This window comes from Saccharopolyspora shandongensis (genome assembly GCF_900106995.1).
In the GTDB taxonomy this organism is placed as follows: Bacteria; Actinomycetota; Actinomycetes; order Mycobacteriales; family Pseudonocardiaceae; genus Saccharopolyspora; species Saccharopolyspora shandongensis.
Genome location: NZ_FNOK01000038.1, coordinates 51,836 through 73,799, shown reverse-complemented (window position 1 = coordinate 73,799; position 21,964 = coordinate 51,836). Strand labels below are relative to the sequence as shown.

Here is a 21,964-nt window from a genome sequence, read left to right as displayed (position 1 = left end):
CACCCTCAAGATCATTCTGTTAGGACCTCTTAGTACGTTGGGAGGGACAGCGAAGGGGAGTGGGCATGCGGGCGTACGGGTTCTCTGAAGTGGGTGGGCCGGAGAAGCAGACATTCCTCGACGTCGCGGTGCCGGAGCCCGGCCCGGGCGAGCTGCTCGTCCAGGTGCGGGCGGCGGGCGTGAACCCGGGGGACTGGCGGCTTCGCGAGGGTTCCTACGGCGTGGCGGGGCCCGCCGTGCTCGGCCGCGAGGTGGCGGGGACAGTCACCGCGCTCGGGCCCGGAGTCGAGGGGTTCTCGGTCGGCGACGAGGTGTTCGGCGGTTGCCCCGGGATGGTCGGCGGCTGGGCCGAGCAGGCGCTGGTCACCGCGTCGTTCGCGGCGCATCGGCCGGACGAGGTGTCGCCGGAGGAGGCCGCGGTGCTGCCGGTGGCGGCCGGCACCGCGCACGATGCGCTGGAGAACCTCGGCCTGGATGCCGGGGAAACGCTGCTGGTTAACGGGGCCGGTGGCGGCGTCGGGATTCCGGTCGTGCAGCTCGCGCGCGCCCGGGGGATCAACGTCGTCGGCGTCGCCAGCCCGGCCAAGCACGAGCTGGTGGCGGGATTCGGGGCCGTCCCGGTCGCCTACGGCGACGGTGTGCTGGACCGGGTGCGCGCCGCCGCGCCGGGTGGGGTCGACGCCGTCTTCGACCTCGTCGGTGGCGAGGCCCTGCGCACCGTGGCGGGTCTGGTCGCGGACCGGTCCAAGCTGCGCTCGGTGGCCGACAAGCCGTTGGCCCGCGAGCTCGGCGGCGGCGAGGTCGAACGGGATCGGAGCACGGCCGTCCTCACCGAGCTCGCCCGGCTGGTCGCGACGAAGGCGCTGGACCCGCACGTCACGCAGGTCCGGCCGCTCGACGAGGCCGGCGAAGCCCTCGCCCAGGTCGAGAACGGGCACGCGGTCGGGAAGATCGTCCTCGTTCCCTGAGCGAACCGCCGCCTTTCCGGTCGGCCGCGACAACACTTCCGCCGTTGCCGGCCACTGAGGGGTGTGACCATGCAATGGACCGGAGCGATGTCGTCGGCCGACGACGTCGAAGACGGTGACCTCTGGGGGCGCGCGGCACGCGACGACGCCGGGGCCTTCGGCGTCCTGTTCGAGCGGCACGTGCAAGCGGTGTGGAACCACGCCTACCGGCTGACCGGTTCCTGGAGCGCCGCCGAAGACCTGACGTCGAACACCTTCCTCATCGCCTGGCGCAAGCGCGCCGAGGTCGTTCTGGTGCGGGACAGCCTGCGGCCGTGGCTCTACACGGTGGCCGGGAACCTCGCGCGAACGGAGCGCCGGGGTGCGAGCCGGCGGTTGCGGCTGCTGCGCCGGATTCCCGAACCGGACGTGGTGTCGGACCACGCCGACGCCGTCGCCGACCAGCTCGACGGCGAAGCGCGGCTGAAGCAGGTGATCGACGCCGTGCGCACGCTGCCGCGAGCGCAGCGGCAGGTCGTGGAGCTGTGCCTGCTCGGCGACCTGTCGATCGCCGATGCGGCGGCGCTGCTCAAGGTCGCGGAGGTCACCGTTCGTTCGCATCTGTCCCGGGCGAAGGCCCAGCTGCGCGACCTGGTGGAGGAGAAATGATCGACGAACCACGGCTTCCCCCGCGACGTGAACTCCCGCCCGAGGTCCGCGCCCGGTTGCGCGGCAAGGTCGAGGCCGGGACGGCGCCCCGCCACCGCGGCCGGGGGCTGGCGGCTTCGGCCGCGGTCGTCCTGCTCGCCGCCGGTGCCGTGATCGGCGTGCAGGTCGCGCGATCGCAGCTCGTCGAGACGCCCGCCGCAGCCCCGCCCGACGCCACGAGCAGGACGCTCGACCGGTGCTGGGAGGCGGTTCGCGCCGCGGGCAAGACCGGCCAGGTGCCGGATCGGAGCGAATGGGTCAACGCGTCCATCACGGCGCAGGGCGACGATGTCGTCGCCGCGTTCACCGCGGGCGGCAAGCCCGTCTTCTGCGAGACGACGTCGACGATGGTGACGATGTCCGACCCGAACGCGGAACCCTCCTACGCGGCCGGAAGCCGCACCGCGCTGCTGCTCTACACCAGTACCGGAGCCGCCGCCGGCATCGCCGATCCCACGTGGCCCCGGATCATGCTGTCGATGCCGGACGGCTTGGGCGTGTCGGAGAGCGACATCGCGAAGGACACGCGACAGTTCACCAGCTTCACGCTGACGGACCCGGCGACCACCCTGCTCTGGGCACAACGGCTGGACGAGTACAAACCGGAGCCGTCGGGCGAGGTTAATCCGCGCCTGCCGCGCCAGCCAGGGCAAGGTGAGTCGGGCCAGCCAGCACAGCCGGGACAGGGCCAGCCGGGCCAGCCAGGCCAAGGCGAGCCGGGACAACCGGGCCAGCCAGGTCAGCCGGGTCAGCCGGGCCAAGGTGAGCCGGGACAACCGGGCCAGGACCAGCCAGGCGAGCCGAGACAAGGCGAGCCAGGTCAGTCGGGTCAGGGACCGGCGAGGATCAGCTGGCCCCGCGCCGAACTGCCCGCGCCGCCGGCGCCGCTGCTCAGCCTGACCGACCGCGCCGGGGACCGGACTTCTCCGGCGGGCAGGGCACTCGGCGAATGCCTGGCCGGGCTCGCCGAGCCGCCCGCGGACCGGGACGGCTACCAGCCAGGCGTCCTCGTCGAGGACGGGCCGTACCGGGTGGTGCTGGGCCGGACCGCGCAGCACGCGGTGGCCTGCACCACGGAGCCGGATCCGGCGAACCCCGCAGGCAAGATCCACCGGCTGCACACCGACACCTTCGTCGGCGAGTCCATCCCGGTTCGCCGGCTCGCGGTGCCCGGATTCGGCGAGGGCGGCGCGAAGATCGCGTTCGTGGGCATCGTGCCCCCGTCGGGCGCCTCCATGATCGCCGACTTCTCGCTGGATCAGCCGTTCGACGTGCCGGTCGCGAACGGGACGTTCGGGATGTGGCTGCCGGAAGGGGCGAAGGCCATCTCCCCGGACGGCACCACGTGGGTCCTCGTGCGGGACGGCACGCGGAAACCGTTGTTCAACGGGTACGTGCAGATGAAGTGATGGGGAAGTGGCCGGGCGGGCGGCTTTTCGAAGCCGCCCGCCCGGTTTTCGCTTACTGGCACGGGAATTCACCAGGTGACGGGCAGCTCCCGCACCCCGTAGAAGACCGCATCCTGTTTGAACACGAGCTGTTCCAGCGGTACGGCCAGCTCCAGAGTCGGTATGCGCCGGTAGAGGGTGCCGTACACGACCTGCAGCTCGGCCCGGGCCAGCGCGTGGCCGAGGCAGTGGTGCGCGCCGTGGCCGAAAGCGATGTGGTGGCGGGCCTTTCGGCGGACGTCGAGCGCGTCGGGATCCGGGAACGCCGTGGAATCCCGGTTGGCGGTGCTCTTCACCGCGATGATGCCCTCGCCCGCGCGGATGGTCTGCCCGCCGATCTCCAGATCCTCCCGCGCGACGCGACGGGCTTCGGTGTGCGTGATGGACAGGTAGCGCAGCAGTTCCTCCACCGCGTTGGCCACCAACGCGGGATCGTCGCTGTCCCGGACCGCGCGGAACTGTTCTGGGTGCGCGAGCAGTGAGACGGTGCCCAAGGCGATCATGCTCGCGGTGGTGTCGTGTCCGGCGACCAGCAGGAGCTGGCCCAGCACGGCGATCTCGCGCCGGGTCATCGCCCCGGTCCGGTACTGCTCGACGGCCAGCTTGCTGAGCAGGTCCTCGCCCGGCTCGGCCTCTTTCGCGACCACCAACTCCGCCAGGTAGGCGTTCAGCTCCTCGCTGGCGGCCATGGCGCGTAGGGGATCGGACTCGTCCATGACGAGCGTGCGGGCCACTTCCTGGAAGAAGTCGCGGTCGGCGTAGGGCACGCCGAGCAGCTCGCAGATCACCTGCGAGGGGACCGGCAGCGCGAGGGCCGCCACGAGGTCAACGGGCTTCGGACCGGCGAGCAACGCGTCGACGAGCTCGTCGACGATCCGCTGGATGCCGGGCCGCAACGCCTCGATCTTCTTGGACGTGAACTCCGGGGTCAGCAGCCGCCGCTGGGCGGTGTGCTCCGGCGCGTCCATCTGCATCAGCGTCTTCATCTGCGCGTCCCGGGCCTTGCTCACCGCGTTGGTGTGCGGGAAACCGGGCTGCGCGACATCGACGCCGACACGGGGATCGACCAGCAGCGCCCGCACGTCCGCGTAGCGGGTGACCAGCCACGGCGTGCTGCCATCCCACAACCTCACCCGCGACACCCGTTCCGCCAACCCGGACAGCTCCGGCGCCGGGCCGAACGGGCAACCTTCCGCGCGGGCCATCGGGAACATCGGCACCTGTGCGTCGTTCATGGAACCTCCTCGTGTCGAACGGTCCTGCGTTCTCGGCTTGGTCATCGGCGGACGTCCGCCTTCTCCCGGCTGCGCGCGACGTCGTCGGCGCGTCGCGCGGTGAAGATCCCGATGGCGGCGATGGCGGCGAACCCGATCAGGAGGTAGCGGGCGGACGCGACCATCGACGGCGCGCCCAGGTTGACCAGGAGCCCGGTGACCGCCGCGCCGAATGCGGTCGACATCGTCAGTACCGTCGCGATCGCGGCGGCGGTTTTCCGTCCCTCGCCGGGATCATCGGTGCTGGCCATGGCGGCGACGGACAGATGCGGCATGGCTATGCCGATTCCCGCGCCACCGGCGACGAGCACGGGCAGCCAGGCCAGGACCACTAGCAGCGGCGCGTCGTCCTGCTGCAGCAGCGCGAGAACTGCGAACCCGGCGGCGAGAGCAGCCGGGCCGGCGACCTGGAGCCGCCGGATCGTCCGCTCCCGGCTCGCCGAGGAGCTGGCGATCTGGCTCGCAGACCAGCCGAAAGACAGTGCTGCGGCGAAGAATCCCGCCGCCACGGGAGGCAGCCCGCCCAGGTGCTGGCCGAACAACGGCAGGAACGTCTCCACGGCGACACCGGATGCGAGCAGCGCGATGGTCAGGAAGACCCACCGCAACGCCGAGCCGGACTGGAACGTCGAACGCGGCAGAACCCGCCCCGCCGCGCGCTTCTCCGCCACCAGGAACGCCGCGACCAACGCGAGCCCCAGCAGGATGAACGCCGTCATCGCGGTGGCGTTCGAGAGGATCCCGGCGACGCTCACCGCCCCTACGGCTCCGACGACCAGCACCAGCGAGCGCACCGGCACCGGGGTCGCGTGCTCGTCCCGTTCGCTTCGCGGGAGCGCCCTGGGCGCGAACGCCGCGATCACGACCGAGACGGCGGCCAGCACGACGAAAGCCAGTCGCCACGAACCGAATTGCGCGAACAACCCGCCGAGCGCCGGGCCCACGAAGTTGCCGACGCCGAACATTGCGGAGACCAACGCGCTGCCGCGCGACCACAGGTGGGGCGGCAGCGCCGAGCGGATCATCGCGAATCCCAGGCCGGTCAGCAGTCCGGCGCCGAGGCCCTGGATGCCGCGGCCGACCAGCAGAACGGGCATCGCCGGGGCCACCGCGCAGACCAGCGATCCGCCGGCGAAGACACCGAAGCCGATCAGGTAGGAGCCGGCATCGCCGCGCCGGGAGAGCAACCGGCCCACGAACATCGTGGCGACCACCTGGGCGACCAAGAAGGCCGTCATGTTCCACGCGTACAACGGCTCGCCGCCGATGTCGCCGACGGCCGTCGGCAGCAGACTCGCCGCCACGTAGATGTTCACCGCGCCGACGAGCACCCCACCGGCGAGCACGACCGCGGTGCTCAGATGACCGCCGAGCTCCCGCCACGACCCGGCATCCGGACTGTTTTCCACGCGCTTTTCCTCACTGTTGAGCGATTGGTGCGTGCATCATGCCGGGGCGCGGACACCCGGTAAACGGACAAATCAGACGTGAAATGCATCACATTTTCTTGAGGTTGCCCGCGATGAGTGGGCCTCGGTCGTCCGTCCAATGTCGACGGACGGGCGGTCCTACTGCCCGTGTTCCGCCGGTCCTGGAACGGTGTCGAAGGGGTTGACGCCGGTGAGGTCCACGCTGGCGGCCCACACGTCTGCGGCGAGCGCGGCGTCGGCGAGCAGGCCCTGAACGGCTTCGCTGCGAGGTTCGCCGCGAAGCCCGAACACGCGAGGCCCCCAAAGCTCGCCGCCGCGAACGGATGGATCCAGGACTGCTCGAACGGCGGGCCACGCGCCGGCTTCCTTGCCGTGCAAGGCGAGGCCGGCGGGCAGGCCCCGCAGCCGCTGGCCGGTGGTCCGGACGTGGATGGGCGGGCGCGAGGGGGTGAGGGAGTCGAGCGCGCCGCCGGGGTGGTTCACCACGCTCAGCGCCGTGCTGCCCGCGGCGCGCAGGCGGCGGTCGAGCTCGAAGCCGAACAGCATCTGCGCGAGCTTCGACCGCGCGTAGGCGCGTTTGGGCTCGTAGTCCCGCGTGCTCTGCAGGTCGGTGAGGTCCAGGCTCGCCGACTTCGCCACGAAGCTGCCGGTGGTCACCACGCGGCCCGAGCTCGCGGCGAGCAGCGGTGCCAGATGCCCGACCAGCAGGAAGTGCCCGAGGTGGTTGGTGGCGAACGTCAGCTCGTGGCCGCCCTCGGTCTCCTGGCGCTGCGGCCGGTCCAGCAGCACCCCGGCGTTGCAGACGACCGCGTCGAGGCCGTCCGCATCCAGCTCGTCCACGGCGGACTTGATCGAGGAGAGGTCGGAGAGGTCCAGGCTGAGGTGGCGCACGCGCGCGCCGGGGATCCGGGACCGGATCGACGCCATCGCGGCGTTCGCCTTGGTGTCGTTGCGGCTACCGAGGACGACGGTCGCCCCGGTGCCGGCCAGCTGCTCGGCGACGAAGTACCCGATCCCTGCGTTTCCGCCGGTCACCAGGAAGGTCTTCCCGTCGGCGCGCGGCGGTCGCCGGACGTCCCACGGCGCGGTCTGGGCGGTGGACGGCATGGCGGCTCCGGTGGGTTCGGCGTGGTTCGGCGCGCTGCGCGGCGCCTCGGGCAAGTAAATCGGAGTCGTTCCGACTTTGCAATGAATCCGATTTTAGAGTCAATCCCGATCGTGGGTAGCATCGCGGCATGGCACAGACTCCGGCGCGGGTGTCCGACCGGCGTGAACGCAAGAAGGCCGCCACCCGCCAGGCGCTCTCGGCGGCAGCGCGCCGGCTGTTCCTGGAGCGGGGCTTCGACAAGGTCACCGTCGCCGAGATCGCCGACGCCGCGGACACGGCGGTATCGACGCTGTTCGTGCACTTCCCCGGCGGGAAGGAGGCGCTGGTCCTCGGCGACGCCGGAGAGCGCGAGGCGGCCCTGGCGGCTGCCGTGCGCAACCGCCCGGAGGGCAGTTCGGTCCTGGGCGCCCTGCGCGACTTCCTCGCCACACGAGGCCCTTTCGCCCCCGATCCCGAACCCGAGGCCCGGCGCGTCGCCGATCTCGTGGTCGCCACCCCGGCACTGCGCGCCTATGCCCGGACGTTGTGGACGAGCTGCGAAGCCGCGCTGGCCCGCGTCATCGCCGAGGAAACCGGGCGCCACGCCGACGACCTCTCCCTGCGCCTGCTGGCGCGCTACGTCCTGGAAATCCCCGATCTCGCGGGCACGGAACCCGACCCGCGAGCGGCCCTGGACACCGCGTTCTCCCACCTCGCGCGCGGCTGGCCCGACCTGCCCTGAACCGAGCCGCGACAGTCGGCACCAAGCATTTACCTGCAGAACATCAGTCTTCGTGCGTCCTAGTCCCTTGTGGACGCGCTCTCGTTCCCACTCGGCTGCTCTCGCGTCCTCGATATCAAGCGGGGCGTTTCAGCAGGGCTTCGGGAGAGCTCGTCCCGAAGGCGCCCGGTCCCTGACCCAGAGGGCGGTTTCGCGCGAAACCGCCATCCTGCCCTCACATGGAGCGGCGGTTTCGCGCGAAACCGCCGCCCTTCGCCCCTGGTGGCCACGTCCCACACGGGGCCGCACCACGATGCCGAATCCCCCAAGGGCGGTGCTCGCGATGCGCTGCGCTGATTATCGGCTCTGGCTATAAGCGTGACTCGGGATTCGGCCTTGTTGGTGCCGCCGATCGCCGGTGAAGTGATTGCGGCGCAGCGCTTGTCAACGAGGTCAAGGCCGTGACGGAGGCTCACATGGCATCAGCCGAAATCGGGACGCCGGTGGTGTCACCGGCGCTCCCACGCCCGGACCGCAAGGCCTGGGGCATCGTCATCCTACTCTTCGCCTTCTTCACCCTGAACTTCGCGGACAAGGCGACGGTGGGGTTGGCGGCGCAGCAGATCCGCCACGACCTCGGCCTGACCGCCGGGGACTTCGGCCTGGTCGGCAGCGCGTTCTTCTGGCTGTTCGCCGTCGGCGCGGTGGGGTTGTCCGCCGCCATGCGCTGGATCTCCGCGAAGTGGGCGGCGGCCATCCTGATGTTCACCTGGGTAGCCAGCATGCTGCCGCTCGCGGTGCCCACGACGTTCGGGGTGCTGCTGGTGTCCCGGATCGTGCTGGGCTTCTTCGAGGGGCCGGCGCACGCCCTGTGCCAGAGCGTCGTCGCCGACCGGTTCCCGAAGGAGAAGCGCGCGTTCGCCGGGTCGATCGTGAACGCGGGGTCCTCGGTCGGCCCGCTGATCTCCGCGCCGGTGCTGACGTGGGTGATCGTCTCGTACTCCTGGCACGCCGCGTTCCTCGTGCTCATCGCGGTCGGCGTCGGCTGGCTGGTCGTCTGGCTGTGCTACGTCGAGCGGCAGCCGCTGCGGAAGCGCCCGACGGCCGGGGCGGCGGAGGCAGACCCTAACGGGCACATCGACGTGCCGTTCCTCCGGCTGCTGCGGCTGCCCAGCTTCTGGGGACTCAGCCTGCTGTCGTTCGCGGGCTACCTCATCACCTCGCTGAAGGTCTCGTGGCTGCCCGCGTTCCTCGGCGAAGGCCTCGGCTACGCGCCGACCACCGTCGGATGGCTGGTCACCGCGCCCTACGCCACGGCGGTCGTCGTCCTCGTCGCCAGCGGATACCTGTCCGGCCGGCTCCTCGCGCGGGGCTGGAGCTCCCGGGCCGCGCGCGGTCACCTCAGCGGCGCGCTGATCGTCTTGGCCGGGCTGAGCATGATCGCGTTCGCGCTGGTCGGGCCGGGGACGCTCCAGCTGGTGCTGGTGATCTGCACCTTCTCCATCAACAGCGTCGCGTTCTCGGTCGCCTTCGCGGGCGCCTCCGACTTCCTGCCGCAGCGCCAGCGGACCGCGTTCTTCGGGTGCGTGATCGGGTTCTACAGCATCGCGGGCATCGTCGCCCCCTACGCACTGGGGCTCATCGTCCAAGCCGGACCGACGCCGTCCGAGGGCTACTCGAACGGGTTCCTCGTCGTCGGCATCGCCATCTGCGCGTGCGCCGTGGTCGGCGCGCGGCTGCTGGACCCGGAGGCCGCCCGCCGGACCCTGGAGGCCGAGACCGCGATGAGGAGGGCTTCGTGATGGAGGCACCGCTGACCGGGATCCGGGTGGTGGACCTGGGCCAGTACATCGCCGCTCCCGGGGCCGGCCAGCAGCTGGCCGACCTGGGCGCCGAGGTGATCAAGGTGGAGAGCCCCACCGGCGACCAGGCGCGATCCATCGGCTCGTTCGGCGCGGCGATGCTGCACGCGAACAACCGTGGCAAGCGCAGCATCGCGATCGACCTGCGGCATCCCGAGGGATTCCGGGTCCTCGACGAGCTGTGCGCGGGATCGGACGTGCTGCTGCACAACTTCCGCCACGGCTCGGCCGAACGCCTCGGCATCGGGCCGGAGCAGGCGCGCTCGCGCCACCCGCACCTCGTCTACGGGTTCGTCACCGGGTTCGGAACCCGCGGCCCCTCGGCGGGACGCGCGGGACTGGACATCGCGGCCCAGGCCGAGTTCGGGATCATGCACACCACCGGCGACGCCGACGGCGAACCGCAGCGCGTCGGCTTCACCGTCGCCGACGTGCTGGCCGCGAACGCCTTGGCGGCCGGGGTGCTCGCCGCGCTGGTCCGGCGCGCCCGAACCGGGCGCGGCGCGATCGTCGAGACCTCGCTGATGGAAGCGGTGGTTTCGGCCCAGGCGACGCAGTGGACGAGCTACCGCCTCACCGGCGAGGCGCCCCGGCGGACGGGCAACGGCCAGCCCGCGGTGGCGCCCGCAGCGGATCTCGTGCAGACCGTCGACGGCGCCGTCGTGGTCTCCGCCTACACCGCGACCAAGTGGGCCGCGCTGTGCTCGGCGATCGGCAGGCCCGAGCTCGCGGCCGACCCGCGCTTCGCGGACAACGGATCGAGGGTCGCGAATCGGTTGGCGCTGAAGGAAGTTCTGAGTTCCGCGCTCGGCCACCTCACCCGCGCCGAGGCCATCGCGCTGTTGGCTTCGCGGGGGATCGTGTGCGGCTCGGTGCGGTCGTTCGACGAGCTCGTGAAGGACGCCGACCTCGCCGCATCGGGCCTGGTCGTCGAGCTGGACGAGCTCGGGATCGACGCCCCGGCCGCGCCCTTCCGGGTCGACGGGGCGGCCCGCGGCCGGACGTCGGCCGCGCCCCGGCTGGGCGCCCACACCCGCGACGTGCTGCGCGAACTCGGGCGCAGCGAGGACGAGATCGACCGGCTGGCCGACGACGGCGTCGTCGCCTTGCCGGAGCAACCGCGACCAGGGATGGAGACACGATGACCCGCGCCGCCGGCAAGCCCGACTTCGACGCGTACCTGCGCACGATCGCCGCGTTCACCGACGACGAGCTGATCCCCGCCGAGGCCGAAATGGTCGCGGCGGGGCAGGTTCCGGATGCGATCGTGCGGCGCATGGCCGAGCTCGGGCTGTTCGGCATCTCGATCCCGCCCGCCTACGGCGGCCTCGGCTGGACCATGGAGCAGCAGGTGCTGCTGACGTTCGAGTTCACCAGGGCGTCGTGCGTGTACCGGTCCCGCTTCTCGACCGTGATCGGGCTCTGCTCGCAGGCGATCCTCGACCACGGCACGGAAGAGCAGCGCCGCGAGATGCTGCCGGAAATGGCGGCCGGCCGGCGGGTCACGTCGTTCGCGCTGACCGAGCCGGAGGCGGGCTCCGACGCCACCAACGTCCAGACCACCGCCCGGCGCACCGGCGACGGGTGGGTTCTGGACGGGACGAAGCGCTACATCACCAACGCGCACTGGGCGGATGCGCTGCTCGTCTTCGCGCGCACCGACGGCGCCGAGGTGTCCGCGTTCATCGTGGACCGGACCGCGCCCGGCGTGTCGACCCGGATCCCGGACCTCATGAACGGCCACGCCGAGGGCCCCGTCGCCGAGATCGACCTGAAGTCGGTGGTCGTCGCCGAGAACCGGCTGCTCGGCGGCGTGCCCGGCACCGGGCTCGCGGCCGCGATGCGCGGGATCAACCACGCCCGGCTCCACGTCGCCGCGACCTGCGTCGGCCAGGCGACCAGGATGCTGGAGGAGACCACCCGCCACGTCAGCGAGCGCCACCAGTTCGGCGCCCCGCTCGCCGATCTCGGCGTCGTGCGGGCCGAACTGGGCCGGTGCTACTCCGAGCTGGAGGCCGGACGGGCCCTGGCCCTGGACGCTGCCCGCGCGTTCGACGCCGGAACCGTTCCCCGACAGCGGATTTCGGCGGCGAAGCTGTACTGCTCGGAGATGGTCGGCAGGGTCGCCGACCGGTGCGTGCAGCTGCTCGGCGGGGAGGGCATCGTCGGGCCGCACCCGGTGCCCCGGATGTGGCGCGACGTCCGCACCTTGCGCATCTACGAGGGCGCGTCCGCGATCCACGAGCGGAACTTGGGCCGCGCGATGGTCCGGTCGGTCGCGGCGGACGGGGTGCTGCCGGACAGCTACCGCGTACGTTAGGGCTCGTCCGCGGGAGCGCGTCGGCCCCGGACGATCGGAGGAGGGACGATGGAGCTGCGCCAGATCGAGTACTTCCTGGCCGTGGTCGAGCACGAGGGGCTGAACCGGGCCGCGCAGCGCCTCTACGTCTCCCAGCCGGCGCTCTCCCAGGCGATCCAGGCGCTCGAACGCGAGCTCGGCGTGGAGCTGTTCCAGCGCGTGGCGCGGCGCAGCCTCGTCCTGACCCCGGCGGGAACGCTGCTGGTCCCGAAGGCGCGGGCGATCCTCGACGGCGTCGTGGCCGCCCGGGACGCCATGAGCCGTGCCCGGGATCTCAAGGCGGGCTCGGTCTCCATCGGCACGATGCCGGAGATGTCCAGCGACGCGGTCGCCTCCTGGATCACGTCGTTCCGGGCCCGGCATCCGGACGTGCGGCTGGACATCGCCGAGGCCGCCGGCGTCCGGGCGCTGTGCGGCGAGGTCGTCGCCGGCCGGTACGAGCTCGGGTTCACCACCCGGCCCGTCCCCACCGAAAGCCTGGACTTCGTCCAGCTCGGGGTGCAGCGGTTGCTGCTGGTGATGCCGCCGGGTTCGCCGGCGCCGCCGACCGGGCGGCTGCCGCTCGACGCCCTCGGTGACCTGCCGCTGACGATCTGCGCGCTCGCGCAGCGCGAGAACGACCGGGTCGCGACGGCGCTGCGGGATGTGGGGGTGGAGCCGCGGCTGATCGCGAGCATGCCCAATCGCCACGCGCAGCTCACGCTCGTCCTCGGCGGAGGTGTGCACGCCTTCCTCCCGCTGCGGATGGCAGTTCAGGCGCGGCGGCTCGGCGCGGTCGTGATCGAAACCGACCCGCTGGTGTCGGTGCCCTTCGGTGTGGTCCACCGGCGCGGCGCGCTGAGCCCGGCGGCGGAGGAGGTGGTCAGCCAGTGCAAGGCCACCCTCGACACCTGGTACGCCGCCATCGAAGACCTCCAAGCCGAAGGAGCGAGCCTGATCGACGCGGCCGACGCCGCCTACGACGACGTACACCGCGCGATGAACCCAGCCGACTAGGAGTCGTTCCAAAATGGCTCCACCCCGGCTCATCCCGAAGCCACCCGGTGCCTGACGCCGAGGGCGATTTCGCGCGAAATCGCCCTCGGTGTCAGGCGCCACTGAGCCGGATCGAGGTCGACGCCACCTGGTACTCGGGTGATCCGTCGACGATCTTCTACCGTTGACGACGGAAGGACTCGTTTATTCCGTTGACTTTCTTCCAAAGCGGACCGTAGAGTGGTCGGGCTTCTGCTGCCGTCGATTGGAGAGGGACGTTGCTCATCTGAGGTCCTGAGACGCCGCGCGTCACGCTCGTTCCGAAGCGCTGACCCGGTCGCGACCTCTGCGATGTGAGCCGTTCCTCCGCCTCCGCCCAGACAACGGGCTGTGAGTCGGCGTTTCCCGCTTCGCCTGCTGTCGCTCGCGGCGTCTCGAACGCGTTGCACCCACATCGCTACTTCGAGCAACTGCGAGGCCCTCATGTCTACTTCCACGCACCTGCCCGGCACCGCCGCCATCACCTGCACCGAGCTCGGCTACGCCTGGCCGGACGGCAGCCGGGTCTTCGACGGACTGCAGGCGGCGTTCGGGCCCGGCCGCACCGGCCTCATCGGGCTCAACGGGTCGGGCAAGTCCACTCTGCTGAAGCTGGTGGCGGGCGAGCTCGCGCCGACCGGCGGCGCGGTCCGCGTGTCCGGCGATGTCGGCTACCTGCCCCAGAACGTCGCCCTGGACACCAGGATGCGCGTCGACGAGGCCCTGGGCATAGCCGGGATCCGCGCCGCGCTGAACGCCATCGCCACCGGTGACGTGCGCGAGGAGCACTTCACCACGATCGGCGACGACTGGGATGTCGAGGAGCGCGCCACGGCGATGCTCGCCGCTCTCGGTCTGGGCCACATCGGTCTCGACCGCACCATCGGCGAGGTCTCCGGCGGCGAGTCGGTGCTGCTCCGGCTGGCCGCGCTGCTGCTGACGCGGCCGGACGTCCTGCTGCTCGACGAGCCGACCAACAACCTGGACCTGCACGCCAGGCGACGGCTGTACGAGGCGGTCGAGAACTGGTCGGGCGTGCTGGTCGTGGTCAGCCACGACCGCGAACTGCTGCAGCGGGTGGACCAGATCGCAGACCTCCGGGACGGCGAGATCGGCTGGTACGGCGGCAACCTCGCCGCCTACGAGGAGGCGCTCGCCGTCGAGCAGGAGGCGGCGCAGCGGATGGTCCGCGTCGCCGAGACCGATCTGCGGAGGCAGAAGCGTGAACTCGCCGATGCGCACATCAAGCTGGCCCGCCGGAAGCGGTACGGCCAGAAGATGTGGGACACCAAGCGCGAACCCAAGGTGGTGATGAGCGAGCGCAAGCGGCAGGCCCAGGTCTCCGCAGGCAAGCACCGCATCATGCACGAGGAGAAGCTCGCCGAGGCGAAGGAGCGGCTCGGCGAGGCGGCGGAGGCGGTGCGCGACGACGACGAGATCCGGGTCGATCTGCCGCACACCGCGGTGCCGCTCGGCCGGACCGTCCTGACCCTGCGCGACCTGCGCCTGCGTTACGGGGCGCAGGTGCGGGGCGAGTTCGACCTGCGCGGGCCCGAACGGGTCGCGTTGCTGGGCCGGAACGGCTCGGGCAAGATGACGTTGCTGCGCACGATCGCCGGGGAACTGGAACCGCTGGAGGGGGAGGCCATTGTGCACGTACCGCTGCGCTTCCTGCCCCAGCGGCTCGACGTCCTGGCGGAGGAGAGGAGCGTCGCCGAGAACGTGGCGCGGTTCGCGCCGGGTTCGACCAACAACGAGATCCGGGCCCGCCTGGCCCGCTTCCTCTTCAAGGGGGCGCGGGCCGACCAGCAGGCGGCGACGCTGTCCGGAGGCGAGCGCTTCCGCGCGGCCCTCGCCGCGCTCATGCTCGCCGAGCCGGCGCCGCAGCTGCTCATGCTGGACGAGCCGACGAACAACCTCGACATGGCCAGCGCCCGTCAGCTGGTCGCGGCCCTGAGGTCGTACGAAGGGGCGTTGATCGTGGCCAGCCACGACATGCCGTTCCTCGAATCGATCGGCATCACCCGATGGGTCCTGCTCGACGAGGAGCTGAGCACGATCCGGGAACCGGCCACGGCCTGAATCGGGCTGTGCCCGTAGCCGAACTGTCCCTTGTGGACGAAAAGAGGGGTGGCAGGTCCGCCGGACCTGCCACCCCTCCGCGCTTTCCCGGCCTCAGTACTCGACGACCTGGCGCACCTCGACGCTGCCGTAGCGGCCGGTGGGGATCTGCTCGGCCCACTTCGTCGCCGCGTCGAGGTCGGCAACCTCGATGACGTACAGGCCGGCCAGGTATTCGCCCGTGCGGTGCTCGATGCCGTCGGTCGTGGCCGCGGCGTCGTCCCGGACGGTCACCATGCGGGCGGCCTCGGCGGGATGAAAGCCGGCCTCGTACACGAAGATGCCGGCGTCGCGGATCTGCTTGTCGAGCGCCAGCCAGTCGTCGATCTCACCGTCGGTCGGGCCAGTCTTGGTGGGGTCGTACTGGTAGAGCAGGGCGAACTTCATGACGATCTCTCCTGTGACTGCGTCAGCCGGTGCACCGCGTGGTCCGCACCGCCGTGGGCCACCGCGGTTTCGATGGCCTGGCTTACTTGCAGGACCACGCTGTGGCGGCAGTAGGGCTGGGGCATCGGACGACTTACTGGCGTTCACTGCGCGGATGCCGGGCGAGACGACCGGCATGACCTCGTCGGCGGCCGCCCTGCAGCCGCCGTCGTCCCCGGCGACGGACACCAGCCACACCGAAGATCGCGCGCAAGTGCCTCTGCTCTCAACGAGTGAACGAGCGTGGATCAAGCCTGAGTTGCCTTGGCTGGGGGGACGATGATCGACCGTGCAGGATGATAGTCGAGAGAGAGGGCGGCTAGCGCTGCGTTCGGCTGGCCGGTCGGCTTCCTTCCGCCGTGGTGACCGGTTGATCGTCGCAGGGTCGGCCAGCGTCGAGGTGCTGCTGGTCGAGGAGGGCCTGGTCAAGGCCGTTCTCCCGGACCGGGACGGCGCCGAGCCCGTGGTCGGCCTCTTTGGGGCAGGTGACCTGCTCGGGGAGATCGGAGTGGTTGGCCACCGTCCGCGGAGTGCGCATATCGTCGCATTGACATCAGGGATCGTCGTGCGCGTTCCCGGTGACGTGTTCCGGCTGATGCAACAGCGGGACGACGATGTCAGGGCGCTGCTCGACGAATCCTGGTGGCAGCGGCAACGAAATGCCGATGCCCGGCAACTCTCCCAAACCCGTGATGTCCGCACGAGAGTCGCGACGACGCTTCTCAGCTGGGCGCGTGCCTTCGGTCGGCCGACCGAGTCAGGGCTGCTGATGCGCGGTGTGAGCCAGCTGGACATAGCCCAGGCCGTATGTGCCTCGGATAAGACGGTGGATGCCGTCCTTGCGCGTTTCCGCGCATCCGGGCTGCTCCGGACGGGGCGGCTTTGGTACCAGGTGCTCGATCCGCAAGCGATGGAATCGCTTGCTGTCCTCACCGAGTCCCAGACGGATCAGTAGATATCCCTGAAAACCGGGAGAACGGTCGTCAGCCCCGCTTCACACTGATTGCCCAATGGCAAGCGCCCGTATGGAGGTACCCGTGAACCTGATTCCGGAGCATCGCGCGCTGCTCGGCGTCGACGTCGTCGGCTCGGCGAGCAATCCTGGATATCATCTGAACGCCGTAGCCGAGTGCGTCGACGAGTTGCTGTGCGAGGCGCTGGCAACAAGCAGCATCCCCCGTCACGAGGTGGTGGACTGGGAGTCAACCGGAGACGGGGCACTGCTCGCGCTCCCCAGCAGATATCTTGGACGTTTGCTGGACTGCTCCCAGCATCTCGATGCACTCGCCGCAGTCCGGAATCGATGGCAGAAGCCCGAGATCTGTCTCCGCATCGCGATCGAAATCGGACCAGTGGGCGGAAGGCCTGGCTTCTACGCCGCCAAGATCGCACTCAGCAGGATGCTGGAGGCGAAGGAGTTCAAGGCTCTGTTCGGCCGATGTCGAGAGGAGAGGCCTGGCGACGTTGCGAGCTCCGCGCTCATCGTTTCTGAAAAGGTGCTGGGTGCTGCCTTCGGTGGTGACCACACCGATCTGGTTCGACGCAGTGACTTCGCGGCACTACCCCTCCGCAACAAGGAGCACAGCGACACGGCTTGGGTCAGGGTCCCGGGTTTCGATCCGCGAAGCTTGGACTCGTTCGTCTCACCGCGCAGCGAAGAGGGTGCGCAGCGGCCCAGTGTCCAGGTGTCCAACACGTCGTACGGGACCAATCAGGGGGTCCAAGCCCATACCGTCAACGGTGGGGTGACGTTCGGAGCAGTGCCGCGATGAGCGAGGAATCCAACAACGAAACGACTGAGGAAGAACTCGGCGGCGTCCGCTACGTCCCGAATTTCAAGCAGGGGTCCACGCAGAACACGGCATATCGCGACCAGAACGGCGTCCAAACGGGGATCCTCAATGGCGATGTCACGATGAACAGCTTCAGCTCTCCCAAGGAGCCGGAGCTGCTCGTCCGCCGTGCGACTGATGACGAGGTCGAACAGGCGCGGAAGCAGTTTGTCGAGCCCGGGGGTTTCGCCACCGCCAAACGCATTCTGTGGGAGCACAACGTGGTGGTGCTGTGCGGGCCCGGCACCGGAAGGTCGTTCACCGCTCGGAGGCTGCTCGACGATTGCGGTGCGAGCGCCATCGTTGAGATGAACCGGCAGCGGAAACTCCAGTCGGTGCGTGCGAGTGATCTGGAAGCGGGTCTTGGCTACATCTGGTCGGTTGGCGACGATGGCGGCAAGCCTTTCTTGGACTGGGAATTCGAGCAATGTGCAAGCTTGTTCAAAGACGAGGGTTGCCGGCTGGTTATCGTGCTTGATCATCGCTCGCAGTCCTGCTCCACGGCATCGAGCAAGACGGTGGAGCTAGCGGCTCCGGACCTCGTCGAGGTGGCTCTTTGCGCTCTCAGGTGGCGTTGCCGATATGGGGCTGAAGGGCCGGCGGTGGTGCTCAAATCAGACCTTCGCAATGCGTTGGAGAAAGGGGATCCTCCGGAGAAGGCAGTACGAGCCGCTGAGTGGGCGCTGCGTGCCTTTCACGGTGAGGCGTCGGTTGACGAGGCGTTGGCAGGCTTGCGCGAGGATATCGGGAATGCGGTAGCTCGCTGGTTCGAAGCTTGGCAGGTCTCGTCAGTGCGGGAGTACGCGATGTCCTTGGCGGTCGCGGTGTTGGAGAACGAGCCCTACGACAGGGTCGTGGCGCACGCCACCCTGCTGGACGAGGGGATCCGCAAGGCTCAGCTTCCCGAGGACAAGAAGTTGCGCCCTCGTCGGGTATTCGAGAAGCCGAAGCAGCAGTTGCTGGACGACATCCAGACCGAGACGGTAGAGCGTCAACATCCTCGGCACACCGGCCTGCGAGAAGAAACAGTGCGCTTCAAACGTGAAGGCTGGGCCGTTGCGCTGCTCTGCCATGTGTGGCGCGAGTACCCTTCCATCCACCCGATTCTGCACAAGTGGTTGGTCTGCGTCCCAGGCGACGCCGCACGCCGTGCGCTGTGCACGATTACCGCGAAGGTTCCTGCGCACGAGCCGCTGCGCTTCGTGAATGAGCTTGCGGCGAAGAGAAGATACGCTGATCGGCTCCTGGCAGCGGCAACCCTCACTACTTTGGCGGACGACCACAACCTGCAACCGCTCGTAGAAGAGACATTGGAGGACTGGACCGAGTACGGCGGTGCGTACCAGCAGTGGACTGCGGCAGTTGTGTACACATCATCTTTCGGGCAGCGGGACATACGCGGAGCACTGACCCGGCTCGCGAAGATCGGGCAGTCTACTTACCAAGCGCCGCAGAACGCGGTGGTCGCGGGTGTGTTGGGCATGCTGCAGAATCCCGACATCCAGGAGCTCGTGATGGATCGCGTCCTGTCGTGGTCGGAGCCGAAGTATCGCCGCAAGGGGTTGCGCGCCGTAGCTCTGAGTCTGGGGTTGTGGTTGACCGGGCTGGACCGCGTCGAGTGGTTCGACGCTGCCGAGGTATACGAGACATTCGACTACCACGTGCGTGTGCTCATGCGGCTTGTGCTCGAGGATCCTGACTTCGGGGGGATAGCCATTGAGCGCCTGTCTGCGCTGGCAATCCAGTCCCAGTGGGACCAGGACAAGGCGGCGGAACTGGTCCGCCTGATCGAACTCGCCATTCCTGACCTGCGGTGGCGGCGTCGCCGTCGTGCCGTTTCCGTGCTCGGCCTCTACCACCCGACGAAGCGTTCGCAGATCCGAAGTCTTTTGAAGACGACGCGAAAGTGTCAACGCCGGCTATCGCGTGTGAACCGCGGGCGAGAGGGCGCGATCAACTGAAGTGTCAAGCTTCTTCCGGGAAGGATGTCAAAGGAGCCCCGCCTCGGGCTTTCGAGGAGTCGCAGTTTCGGGGCCTGCTCTCCCGGCGGTTCTTCTGCGTTGATCGGCCTCTGCCTTGGGCGGTCGGTTGTCCTGGGTGTCGCAGATCATCCCGGTGTGCGGCATGCTCCGCTTGGACTTTGCTGAGCGCCTACCGGCGCTGTCCGAATCCTTGACCTCCGACAGCGCCGGTTTGCTCGGGGCGGTCGGGTCAGATCGTTCTGGCTGCTTTGATGACGTGCTTGAGGTTCTTGGTGGGTTTGGTCAGGGCCGCTAGGTCTTCGAGTGGGTTCCTCGACCACGAGGAGGTCCACGTGGACTCCCTTCGCGAGCGTGCCGATCTGGCCGGTCATGCCCAGCAGGCGCGCCGCCGTCGTCGTCGCCGACCGGATCAGGTCTGCGTTGGGCTGGACCTCCGCGCGGAGGGCGAACTCGTCGAGTTGGTGGGCGTGCATCGGGCCCAGGAGGTCCGTTCCGTAGGCGATGTTCACCCCTGCTCGGTGCGCCTTCTCCAGTGCGTCGAGGCCCGCGTGCCGAACGTCGAAGATCTTGCGGTACGAAGCCTCGCTCACGCCCGCCTGCACCTGCGTTCCTCGCCGTTGGCCGACGACGCGCACCACCTGATCGCCACACCGATCGAGGGCGTCCAGGCGGGCCCGTCTCTCACCGCCATGGTCGCGGCGGTGTGGGCCGTCCTCGCGGAGATGGCGGACGACGACTCCGCGCGCGTCCGGAGACGCCCAGAAGCTGTGGGGCGACCTCGACCTCATGGACGTCCAGCCCTAGGGGCTCATTTCGTGTGAATGTCCGCAAAGGACTAAAGGTGATCCGTGGTGGACGGGCGGTGTTGTGATCGGCATCCGGCGGAGTCGGCACCGTGGAGCCATGCAAGTCAACGGTTTCAGCCTGGTCGGCGAACTGCTCGTCGGGCAATGAGCGCGGGGTATCTGCGTACCGGGAGGATTCGAAGGAGCGGAATCGTCGGCCGCGCCAGGACACGTGCGGCTTCCGTCTGCTGGTTCGACCGGTGCTAGCGTGCCTGCGCATGCCGGTGATCGGAGGCTCCTCGATGGACGGGTTGAAGTTCGAGCGAAACCTGGTGCGGGCGCTGTTGCGGGATCAGCATCCGGATCTCGCGGACCTCGAGCTCCGAGACGTCAACGGAGGCGGGGACAACCAGCAGTGGCGCCTCGGGGAGGAGCTGGCCGTGCGCTTGCCGCGCACCGAGCGAGCGCCGGCTCTGCTGCAGGGGGAGCAGACGTGGCTGCCGGTGTTGGCCGAGCGCCTGCCGCTGCCAACGCCCGTGCCGGTTCGCATCGGCAAGCCTTCGGGCCTGTTCGAGCACACCTGGACGATCGCGCGCTGGGTCGAGGGTGAGCCGGCCGATCACACGCCGATCAGGCGCATCGAGGCGGCCGAGGTCCTCGCTGGGTTCCTCGGGGCGCTGCATCACCAGGCGCCGGCTGACGCCCCTGCCAACCCGACGCGCGGCATCCCGCTGGCCGGTTTGCGGCAGGAGGTCGACGGCTGGCTCGAGGTCATCGCCGACTACGCGGACGCTGACGCTGCGCGGGAAGTGTGGGAGAACGCCGTCGCGGCGCCCGCCTGGCAGGGCGCGCCGCTCTGGCTGCACGGTGACTTGCATCCGGCCAACGTGGTCGTCCGGGACGGGATGCTCGCCGGGGTGATCGACTTCGGCGAGATGTGCGCAGGTGATCCCACGACTGATCTTTCGGCCGCTTGGATCCTGCTGCCCGCCGGCGCGGCAAGTCGGTTCTTCGACGCTTACGAGCACGCCGACGAAGCCACCGTCGCCCGGGCCCGAGGCTGGGCCGTCGCGCGCGCTCTGGGCCTGATCTGGATCGGACAGCGTGGCAGGCTCGGTCTGCCCGGGGGTAAACCGACCTGGGAACCGGCGGGCTACGCAACACTTGAACGGGTCCTGGCGGCGAACTGATCGCGCGGCCGCGCGTCGAGGACGGTGCGGGTCCGGCACGCGTCGCACCACCTGTGAGCATCGAGTTCGCGCCGAGGAGCACGGTTCCCAGGGCTGCTGTCCTGGCACGGCGCTCGTCGGGAAATTCCTTAGCTCTGCTATTCTTAGTACTTCTTGTTCGTCGAGTTTCGGGTGGTGGGCGAAGGTGGTCCGACGCAACCGGTCCCGGCCGGACGCGGTCGACTTCATGCTGGCGGAGTGGCGCCGCGAGGTTCCGGACGTCGACGCCTCCGGCATGGCCGTGTTCGGCCGCCTGCACCGCGCCTACCACCGCTACCAGGACCAGCTGAACCGGATCTTCCAGTCCTTCGACCTGACCATGGCCGGGTTCAGCATCCTCGCGTCGCTGCGCCGGGCGGGCAGCCCGTACCGGCGCACTGCGGGCGAGCTCGCCGACGCCGCGTTGGTGACCACGGGCGGGATCACCCAGCGCGTCGACAAGCTCGAAGCCGCCGGCCTGGTGCGGCGGGAGCGCGACGCCCATGACCGGCGCACCGTTCACGTGCAGCTGACCGAGGAGGGCCTCGCCTTCACCGACAAGGTCAGCGAGGCCCACTTCGCCAACGAGCGCGAGATGCTCAGCGGCCTGTCCGCCACGGAGCAGGAGCGCCTCGCGGACCTGCTCAGCAGGCTCGAAGGCTCCCTCGACCACGCGGTGGCCAGGCGCGCCGGCGAGTGATCTTCCGGCGAGGGCCGGAAGATCACCGCGGCACGCATGGAGCCCGAGGTCTCCGCAGTT

19 protein-coding genes are annotated in these 21,964 nt (G+C 69.6%); 14 read left to right on the top strand and 5 right to left on the bottom strand.

The window, feature by feature from the left end:
- Positions 1–65: 65 nt before the first annotated feature.
- From BLW84_RS31025 to BLW84_RS47845, 3 genes are all read left to right on the top strand, one after another.
- Entirely contained in the window at positions 66–968 is a 903-nt protein-coding gene (locus BLW84_RS31025; RefSeq protein WP_093272498.1) for an NADP-dependent oxidoreductase, read from the top strand.
- 69 nt (positions 969–1,037) lie between these two features.
- On the top strand, positions 1,038–1,616 hold the full coding sequence (locus BLW84_RS31020; RefSeq protein ID WP_093272560.1) for an RNA polymerase sigma factor: 579 nt from the start codon (positions 1,038–1,040) through the stop codon (positions 1,614–1,616).
- Entirely contained in the window at positions 1,613–3,064 is a 1,452-nt protein-coding gene (locus BLW84_RS47845) for a hypothetical protein (protein ID WP_093272497.1), read from the top strand. Before BLW84_RS31020 ends, BLW84_RS47845 begins: the two co-directional genes overlap by 4 nt.
- A gap of 68 nt (positions 3,065–3,132) precedes the next feature.
- Here BLW84_RS47845 and BLW84_RS31010 read toward each other — a convergent pair whose 3' ends face one another.
- The 3 genes from BLW84_RS31010 to BLW84_RS31000 form a co-directional block, all read right to left on the bottom strand.
- Positions 3,133–4,338, bottom strand: a complete 1,206-nt coding sequence (locus BLW84_RS31010) for a cytochrome P450 (RefSeq protein ID WP_093272495.1) — start codon at positions 4,336–4,338, stop codon at positions 3,133–3,135.
- A 41-nt stretch (positions 4,339–4,379) separates the two neighbouring features.
- Positions 4,380–5,786, bottom strand: a complete 1,407-nt coding sequence (locus BLW84_RS31005) for an MFS transporter (RefSeq protein ID WP_093272493.1) — start codon at positions 5,784–5,786, stop codon at positions 4,380–4,382.
- 159 nt (positions 5,787–5,945) lie between these two features.
- Positions 5,946–6,914, bottom strand: coding sequence for an SDR family NAD(P)-dependent oxidoreductase (locus BLW84_RS31000; protein WP_093272557.1), 969 nt, complete (start codon positions 6,912–6,914; stop codon positions 5,946–5,948).
- A 128-nt stretch (positions 6,915–7,042) separates the two neighbouring features.
- Between BLW84_RS31000 and BLW84_RS30995 the strand changes: the two genes are divergently transcribed.
- From BLW84_RS30995 to BLW84_RS30970, 6 genes are all read left to right on the top strand, one after another.
- Entirely contained in the window at positions 7,043–7,636 is a 594-nt protein-coding gene (locus BLW84_RS30995) for a TetR/AcrR family transcriptional regulator (RefSeq protein WP_093272491.1), read from the top strand.
- A 455-nt stretch (positions 7,637–8,091) separates the two neighbouring features.
- On the top strand, positions 8,092–9,417 hold the full coding sequence (locus tag BLW84_RS30990; protein ID WP_093272488.1) for an MFS transporter: 1,326 nt from the start codon (positions 8,092–8,094) through the stop codon (positions 9,415–9,417).
- The gene (locus BLW84_RS30985) at positions 9,417–10,622 is read left to right on the top strand and encodes a CaiB/BaiF CoA transferase family protein (protein WP_093272485.1); all 1,206 of its coding nucleotides are present in this window, start codon (positions 9,417–9,419) and stop codon (positions 10,620–10,622) included. The genes BLW84_RS30990 and BLW84_RS30985 overlap by 1 nt, the downstream gene beginning before the upstream one ends.
- Complete coding sequence (locus BLW84_RS30980) at positions 10,619–11,797, top strand: acyl-CoA dehydrogenase family protein (RefSeq protein ID WP_093272483.1); 1,179 nt, start codon at positions 10,619–10,621, stop codon at positions 11,795–11,797. The genes BLW84_RS30985 and BLW84_RS30980 overlap by 4 nt, the downstream gene beginning before the upstream one ends.
- 48 nt (positions 11,798–11,845) lie before the next feature.
- A complete protein-coding gene (locus BLW84_RS30975) occupies positions 11,846–12,832 on the top strand; it encodes a LysR family transcriptional regulator (RefSeq protein ID WP_093272480.1) in 987 nt (328 codons plus the stop codon).
- A gap of 462 nt (positions 12,833–13,294) precedes the next feature.
- On the top strand, positions 13,295–14,932 hold the full coding sequence (locus tag BLW84_RS30970) for an ABC-F family ATP-binding cassette domain-containing protein (RefSeq protein ID WP_093272477.1): 1,638 nt from the start codon (positions 13,295–13,297) through the stop codon (positions 14,930–14,932).
- Positions 14,933–15,025: 93 nt separating this feature from the next.
- Here the strand turns inward: BLW84_RS30970 and BLW84_RS47840 are convergent, their stop codons facing one another.
- Entirely contained in the window at positions 15,026–15,358 is a 333-nt protein-coding gene (locus tag BLW84_RS47840; protein WP_177226782.1) for a YciI family protein, read from the bottom strand.
- Positions 15,359–15,686: 328 nt separating this feature from the next.
- Here BLW84_RS47840 and BLW84_RS30960 point away from each other — a divergent pair, with 328 nt between their 5' ends.
- The 3 genes from BLW84_RS30960 to BLW84_RS30950 all read left to right on the top strand — a co-directional run bounded on the left by BLW84_RS30960 (position 15,687) and on the right by BLW84_RS30950 (position 19,190).
- Entirely contained in the window at positions 15,687–16,352 is a 666-nt protein-coding gene (locus BLW84_RS30960; RefSeq protein ID WP_093272472.1) for a Crp/Fnr family transcriptional regulator, read from the top strand.
- An 82-nt stretch (positions 16,353–16,434) separates the two neighbouring features.
- Positions 16,435–17,169, top strand: a complete 735-nt coding sequence (locus BLW84_RS30955; protein ID WP_093272469.1) for a hypothetical protein — start codon at positions 16,435–16,437, stop codon at positions 17,167–17,169.
- Positions 17,166–19,190 carry a hypothetical protein gene (locus tag BLW84_RS30950; protein WP_093272466.1) on the top strand — a complete coding sequence of 675 codons (2,025 nt, stop codon included), beginning with the start codon at positions 17,166–17,168 and terminating at the stop codon, positions 19,188–19,190. Before BLW84_RS30955 ends, BLW84_RS30950 begins: the two co-directional genes overlap by 4 nt.
- A 146-nt stretch (positions 19,191–19,336) precedes the next feature.
- Here BLW84_RS30950 and BLW84_RS50445 read toward each other — a convergent pair whose 3' ends face one another.
- Complete coding sequence (locus BLW84_RS50445; protein WP_425441781.1) at positions 19,337–19,999, bottom strand: amidohydrolase family protein; 663 nt, start codon at positions 19,997–19,999, stop codon at positions 19,337–19,339.
- A 329-nt stretch (positions 20,000–20,328) separates the two neighbouring features.
- Here BLW84_RS50445 and BLW84_RS30940 point away from each other — a divergent pair, with 329 nt between their 5' ends.
- A complete protein-coding gene (locus BLW84_RS30940; protein WP_245761512.1) occupies positions 20,329–21,186 on the top strand; it encodes an aminoglycoside phosphotransferase family protein in 858 nt (285 codons plus the stop codon).
- A gap of 184 nt (positions 21,187–21,370) precedes the next feature.
- Entirely contained in the window at positions 21,371–21,904 is a 534-nt protein-coding gene (locus BLW84_RS30935) for a MarR family winged helix-turn-helix transcriptional regulator (RefSeq protein WP_245761511.1), read from the top strand.
- Positions 21,905–21,964: the final 60 nt, after the last annotated feature.

Excerpts from the sequence above, each read along its gene's own strand:
- BLW84_RS30980 (WP_093272483.1), top strand. The coding sequence starts at position 10,619 with ATGACCCGCGCCGCCGGCAAGCCCGACTTCGACGCGTACCTGCGCACG.
- BLW84_RS47845 (WP_093272497.1), top strand. The coding sequence starts at position 1,613 with ATGATCGACGAACCACGGCTTCCCCCGCGACGTGAACTCCCGCCCGAG.
- BLW84_RS30950 (WP_093272466.1), top strand. The coding sequence starts at position 17,166 with ATGAGCGAGGAATCCAACAACGAAACGACTGAGGAAGAACTCGGCGGC.
- BLW84_RS30990 (WP_093272488.1), top strand. The coding sequence starts at position 8,092 with ATGGCATCAGCCGAAATCGGGACGCCGGTGGTGTCACCGGCGCTCCCA.
- BLW84_RS31000 (WP_093272557.1), bottom strand. The coding sequence starts at position 6,914 with ATGCCGTCCACCGCCCAGACCGCGCCGTGGGACGTCCGGCGACCGCCG.
- BLW84_RS50445 (WP_425441781.1), bottom strand. The coding sequence starts at position 19,999 with ATGAGGTCGAGGTCGCCCCACAGCTTCTGGGCGTCTCCGGACGCGCGC.
- BLW84_RS30970 (WP_093272477.1), top strand. The coding sequence starts at position 13,295 with ATGTCTACTTCCACGCACCTGCCCGGCACCGCCGCCATCACCTGCACC.
- BLW84_RS31010 (WP_093272495.1), bottom strand. The coding sequence starts at position 4,338 with ATGAACGACGCACAGGTGCCGATGTTCCCGATGGCCCGCGCGGAAGGT.
- BLW84_RS31020 (WP_093272560.1), top strand. The coding sequence starts at position 1,038 with ATGCAATGGACCGGAGCGATGTCGTCGGCCGACGACGTCGAAGACGGT.
- BLW84_RS31025 (WP_093272498.1), top strand. The coding sequence starts at position 66 with ATGCGGGCGTACGGGTTCTCTGAAGTGGGTGGGCCGGAGAAGCAGACA.
- BLW84_RS47840 (WP_177226782.1), bottom strand. The coding sequence starts at position 15,358 with ATGAAGTTCGCCCTGCTCTACCAGTACGACCCCACCAAGACTGGCCCG.
- BLW84_RS30995 (WP_093272491.1), top strand. The coding sequence starts at position 7,043 with ATGGCACAGACTCCGGCGCGGGTGTCCGACCGGCGTGAACGCAAGAAG.
- BLW84_RS30975 (WP_093272480.1), top strand. The coding sequence starts at position 11,846 with ATGGAGCTGCGCCAGATCGAGTACTTCCTGGCCGTGGTCGAGCACGAG.
- BLW84_RS30985 (WP_093272485.1), top strand. The coding sequence starts at position 9,417 with ATGGAGGCACCGCTGACCGGGATCCGGGTGGTGGACCTGGGCCAGTAC.